The organism is Rhodococcus sp. NPDC056960 (genome assembly GCF_042674125.1).
Taxonomy (GTDB): domain Bacteria; phylum Actinomycetota; class Actinomycetes; order Mycobacteriales; family Mycobacteriaceae; genus Rhodococcus_F.
Window position 1 is genome coordinate 70,003 of sequence record NZ_JBHURF010000038.1, and the last position, 6,208, is coordinate 76,210.

At 70.2% G+C, this 6,208-nt stretch carries 2 protein-coding genes; one reads left to right on the forward strand and one right to left on the reverse strand.

Translation table 11 applies throughout. The annotated features are described in order from the left end of the window. Positions 1-245: 245 nt before the first annotated feature. Positions 246-827 (reverse strand): thermonuclease family protein, encoded by a 582-nt coding sequence (locus ACFTWF_RS39955; protein WP_378466604.1) that lies wholly within the window; start codon positions 825-827, stop codon positions 246-248. A gap of 420 nt (positions 828-1,247) precedes the next feature. Between ACFTWF_RS39955 and ACFTWF_RS39960 the strand changes: the two genes are divergently transcribed. Continuing rightward, on the forward strand, positions 1,248-6,161 hold the full coding sequence (locus ACFTWF_RS39960; RefSeq protein ID WP_378466605.1) for an amino acid adenylation domain-containing protein: 4,914 nt from the start codon (positions 1,248-1,250) through the stop codon (positions 6,159-6,161). Positions 6,162-6,208 lie beyond the last annotated feature (47 nt).

The window sequence follows — 6,208 nt, forward strand, 5'->3', positions numbered from 1 at the left end:
AGTCGAGGGTGACGGCGATCAGGAGCGCGCGTTCACCTGTAGCGGGGCACCGATGCAGACGCGCTGCCGTCGTGTCCGTGACGGCGCGATCGAGTCGGGCGCGGTCCGCGGGCGATCGGTGTGGCTGATGCCGCAAATTGGTACCACGATCGCGGGATCGACGGGCGCTGCAGAACGGTCAGTGGTCACCACTGACCGCCTCCTTCTGGGGAGGGCTGGTGCTTCTCGATTGGAGTGCTGCTCGATCACGGCGCCGGCCGTGGCCCGGGATCGGATCGGGGCGCGGCGACCGGGGCGCTTCCGTCGCAGGTCCACAATCCTCGATGCCCATTGCGGGCGTCTTCCTCGGCGGCGACCAGTTGCCGGCCGAGGCCCATCTCGTCGGCCGTGTGTGCCCGCGCCGCACCCTGCCGGGCGGCTGTGAGGGCATAGTCGCCGTCCATGTCGTTGTCGAGGAGTACGTGGCGAAGGACGGCGCCGGTGGGTTCGGCGTCCGGCAGAGATTTCTCCGGTGCCAGCCCGATGTTCCGCCCGGTCAGGGTGTCGGCGGCGAACTGCGCTGACTGTGCAGCCCAGCATTCCTCGCCCTCGGGTGCGTCGATGCCGACGATGTCGACGACGAATTTCTCGCGCGCGCCGGAGTAGCGCACCAGCAGGGTATCCCCGTCGATCACCTCGAGGACGTGTGCCCGTGGCGGAATCAGGTTCGGTGTCGAGGGGGCTGCCGCGACGGGTGCCGCCACGGCGCACACGCACACCAGGATGCCTGCCGCTACCGCAAAAGATTTGGTGGCCGCGTGTCGAGCGCGAGTAGGCGTGAACGGCAAGGTATCTCCTGAACCTGACATGGAACGGGTCTGCGGCCAGGACGGGAGCGGGATTGCTGATCGTCTGCTGACGCCGCCGCCGGGACGAGAAGATACACGATCGATCACCAGCACTCCTTCGCCCCTCCTGGACTTTTGCGATCTGGAAGGCCGGGTGCCCTCGATTCGCTGAGACGATGGGTACCAGACAAACTCGGAGTAACAGATACTTGTTGGTTCAATTCGGCCAAATGTAAACGTTGGGTAGGGGTCTCGTCGGCGACGGTGGAGGTCAGAGAGTAAATTCTCTGGCAAAACAGGTAGGCGGTACGGGGTCCCGGGGTATTTCAACCCAGCGTGCCCGGTTTCGATGTATGGAGAGAGTTGGGGACACTGGTGGCTTCGTTGGATGATCTCGTTGCCGGTTTCGGACCCGCCGTAATGACCGACGGGTCGGAATCGTCCGATCTCTTTCCTCTGTCCGCTGCTCAACGCGGCATCTGGTTCGCCCAGCACCTCCTCCCTCAGGTGCCGATCGTCATTGCCCAGTACGTCGATCTTGCCGATCTGCGCCTCGACGTGGACCTGCTCGGGAAGGTCGGGCCGGTCGCGTTCGCCGAACTCGGCACCGGTCTGCTGCGGATCGTCGAGCGCGACGGTGAGCCGTTCCAGCTGATCGACGAGTCGCTCGGCTTCGAGATGACTCAACTCGATTTCCGGTCGCAGGACGATCCGCGGGCGGCAGCGCGGGCGTGGATGCGCGCCGACTACAGCGCCCCGATCGACATCGTGAACGATCGGCTGATCCGTTCGGCGATGCTGCGCCTGGGCGAGGACCACTACTACTGGTATTCGCGGATCCACCACATCGCGTTGGACGGCTTCGGCGCCATGACGTTCATGAACCGTGCCGCCGAGTTGTACACCGCGGCGGTGGAGGGACGCGAACCTGCCGAGTTCAGGGCCAGTTCGCTTCGGGAAATCGTCGAGGACGAGGTGCGGTACCGCACCTCGACCCGGTTCGAGAAGGACCGCACGCACTGGGCAGAGCACAGCCGCGACTTCCCGCACCCGATCAGCCTCGCCGGGCGCGCCGCCGACCTCGACACCCCGTCCCGGGTGATCAGCTCACCGCTGCCCCCCGCCGCGGAGGCCGCGGTCCGGCGGCTGATGGACAGGCGGCCGGATACGACGTTCACGACCGCCGCGGTAGCCGCCGTCGCCGCGTTCCTGTCCCGCCTGACCGGCGAGGAGGATGTGGTGCTGAGCCTGCCGGTCTCGGCCCGCACCACCGCCCGGCTGCGCAACTCCGGGGGCATGGTCTCGAACGTGGTCCCGATCCGCCTGCCGGTGCGGGCCGAGACGACCTTCGCGGAGCTGATGACCCACACACAGCTGGAGCTGACCGGCGCGCTGCGCCATCAGCGGTACCGGCACGAGGACATTCGGCGGGACGCCGGTGTCGGAGGCGGTCAGCGCGGGTTCTTCGGGCCGTCGGTCAACATCATGATGTTCCACGACGAGATTCGGCTCGGATCCTCGGTGGGCCGACTCCACGTCCTGACCACCGGGCCGGTCGAGGACCTCGCGGTCAACATCTACCCCGGCGTCGCGGGCGATCCGGCGCACATCGACTTCGAAGCCAACCCGAACCTGTATTCGACCGAGCAGCTGCGCAGCCACCACGCGCGGTTCCTCGAGTTCTTCGCGGCCCTCGCCGACTCCGCCGCCACCGAGGCGATTGCCGCGCTCGACGTGCTGCACGCCGACGAACGCACGCACCTGGTGCCGTTCCACGGCCCGCGGATCGCGTCGGCGCGGCTGCTCCCGGACCTGCTGGCGGACGGGGTGGCCGCCGCCCCGCACGGCACCGCGATCCGGGCCTCGGGTGTCGAGATCAGCTACCGGGACCTCGATGAGGTGTCGAATCGGTTGGCGCGGCTGCTGATCGCCGCGGGTGCCGAGCCGGAAACCTGCGTGGCGCTGAGCCTGCCCCGGTCGGCGGAAGCACTGCTCGCGTTCTGGGCGGTCGCCAAGACCGGGGCCGCGTTCGTCCCGATCGACCCGGCGCTTCCGGCCGAGCGGATCGCGCACATGCTCACCGATTCGGGTGCCCTGGTCGGGGTCACCGTGGCAGCGCTGCGCGGGTCGTTGCCCGCGAGCACCGACTGGATCGTCCTCGACGACGACGCGGTCCGCACGCACCGTGACCGTCTGCCGGATAAGCCGATCACCGACACGGATCGCCGCACCCCGCTGTCGGTCCAGCACCCCGCGTACATGATCTACACCTCGGGCTCGACCGGTGTCCCCAAGGGTGTCCTGGTCACCCACCAGGCGTTGGCGAACTTCGCGGCCGACGCCCGGCCGGAACTCGGCATCACCCGTGAGTCCCGGGTGCTGCGGTTCTCCTCCGCCAGCTTCGACGCGTCGATCTTCGAGATGCTCCAGGCGTTCAGTGCGGGCGCCACGATGATCGTGGCCCCACCCGAGGTGTACGGCGGGGGCGAACTGGTCGACCTGCTGCGCGCGGAGCGGGTGACCCACATCATTTCCGCGCCGACGGTGCTGAACACCGTCGACCCGCGGGGCCTCGACAGCCTCGAGGCGGTGGTGGTCGGCGGGGACGTGTGCACCCCCGACCTCGTCGAACGATTCGGTGCGGTGAGCCGATTCACCAACAGCTACGGGCCGACCGAGACGACCATCATCATCACCGCCGGCGCCCCGTTGACGCCGGGCGCGCCGATCACCATCGGTCGCCCGATCCAGGGGTCCTCGGTCGTGGTGCTCGACCGCACGCTCCGGGCGGTACCGGTCGGGGTGGTCGGTGAGCTGTACCTCGCCGGCCCCGGGCTGGCCCGCGGCTACCACCACCGGCATGCGCTGACCGCGGACCGGTTCGTGGCCAACCCGTTCGGCGAACCCGGGTCGCGGCTCTACCGCACCGGCGACGAGGTGCGCTGGGTGCCCAGCACCGACAACGGTGCGGGCGGCTATGCCCTCGAGTTCATCGGCCGGTCCGACACCCAGGTCAAAATCCGCGGCTTCCGCATCGAGCTCGGCGAGATCGACGCGGCCCTGCTCGACCAGGACGGTGTGAACTTCGCGGCCACCGTCGTGCATCCGACCCCCGGCGGGGCCACCGCCCTGGTCTCCTACGTGCGCCTGGACACCGGCCACGAGTTCGATCCGGCGGCGATCGTCGAGGGTGTCGCTCGGGTCGTACCCGCGCACATGGTGCCCGCGGTGGTGGAGCGGCTCGAGCAGGTGCCGGTGACGGCGGCCGGAAAACTCGACCGCAGCGCGCTGCCGCACCCGCAGTTCGGGTTCCGCGAGCACGCCTTCCGCGCTCCGGCGACACCGGCGGAGGAGTTGCTCGCGGGCCTGGTCGCCGAGGCTCTCGGAGTGGACCGGGTCGGTGTGGACGATTCCCTGTTCGCGCTGGGCGGCGACAGCATCGTCGCGATGCAGATCGCCGCCCGCGCCAAGACTCTCGGTCTCGGCTTCACCGCGCGGACGGTGTTCGAGCACAAGACCGTCGCCGCCATCGCCCGTGCGGCGGTGCCGGTGGCGGCGCAACCCACGGTGGAGCTTGCGGAGCTGGACGGCGGCGGCGTCGGCCGTATCCCGTTGACGCCCATCGTGCATGCGATGCTCGAGCGGGGCCCCTTCGACGACTTCTCGCAGGCGCTGCTGCTCACCGCGCCGGCCGAGACGAACCTCGATCAACTGACCGCGACGCTGGCGGCGGTGCTCGATCACCACGACGTGTTGCGGTCGAGGTTCCGGCGCGACGGGGACACCTGGGTGTTCGAGACCGCCGCCGCCGGCACCGTGGCGGCGGGTCCGATGATCGCGCAGGTGCCGACGACCGCGGCACCCGGCAGCCCCGCGTTCGGCGAGGTGGTCGGCACCGAGTACGCCGCCGCGGCCCGCCGGCTGGACCCGGCGCGCGGGATCATGCTGCAGCTGGTGTGGTGTGCCCCCACCTCCGGTGCGCGCGGGCGGTTGCTGATCGTCGCGCATCACCTGGTGATCGACGGTGTGTCGTGGCGGGTGCTGCTGCCGGATCTCGCCGCGGCGTGGCTGCAGCTCGGCGCCGGGCAGACCCCGGCTCTGGCGGCGGTGGGCACCTCGCTGCGCCGCTGGGCGCACGGAGTGCGGGACGCGGCCGACCGGGCCGCGCATACCGGCGAGCTCGCGTACTGGCAGCGGACGCTCGGCGGCCGTGACCCGCTGATCGGCGCCCGCCCGATCGAGCCGGCGATCGACACGATGCGCACCACCGAGCGGGTGCACCTCGACATGAGTCCCGCCACGACCGACGCGGTGCTTTCCCGGCTGCCGGACGTCTTCGGCTGCGGCGTCAACGACGGACTGCTCGCGGCGCTGGCGCTGGCGCTGGCGGAGTGGCGGCGCGGCCACGGTGTCGACGCAGCATCGGTGCTGCTGACCCTGGAAGGACACGGGCGCGAGGACGAGGCGGTGGCCGGAGCCGACCTCGCCCGCACCGTCGGCTGGTTCACCAGCGCCTTCCCGGTCCGTCTCGAGCTGCCCCCGATCGAGTTCGCGGAGGCCTTCGACGGTGGACACGCCGCCGGGGAACTGATCAAGGCCGTCAAGGAGCAACTCGCCGCGGTGCCCGCCCGCGGCGTCGGATTCGGGGTCCTGCGGTACCTCGACGAGACCGCCGGGCCGATCCTCGCGGCGCCGCCGGCACCCCAGATCAGCTTCAACTACCTGGGCCGACTCGGCGGCGGGCACCTGCCCGCCGAACTGCGCGAGGTCGGTTGGGTGCCCGATCCGCAGGCACCGGACCTGTTCGCGGCCAGCGGATCCGGCATGGCGGTGGCGGCGGCGATCGACATCAACGCGGTCGTCGTCGACGGCCCCGACGGTCCCCGCCTGATGGCGTCGTTCGCGTACCCGAACGGGGTGCTCCGCGACGTCGACGTCGCGGAGATCGCGGACCTGTGGCGCCGCGCCCTCGACGGACTCGCCGCACATGCCGTGCTACCCGGTGCGGGCGGTCTCACCCCGTCCGACCTGCCCCTGGTGTCGGTCAGCCAGCGGCAGATCGAACACTGGGAGCGGCGGTACCCGGGCCTGCGGGAGGTCTGGGCGCTGTCTCCGCTGCAGTCCGGGCTGCGTTTCCACGCCACCTTCGCGGCCGGGGAGGTCGATGTCTACACCGCGCAGCTGCGCCTCGACCTCGCGGGCACGGTCGACGCCGGCCGGTTGCGCGCCGCCGCGGCCGGCCTGCTCGGCCACCACCCCAGCCTGCGGACCGCCTTCGTCTACGACAACCCTCGGGAATTGCATCAGACGGGCGAAAATCTGCTGGTCGCCTGATGGGGAGCAGCGTGAGATTACCGCAGTAGTGACGAGGGAATGCCTGT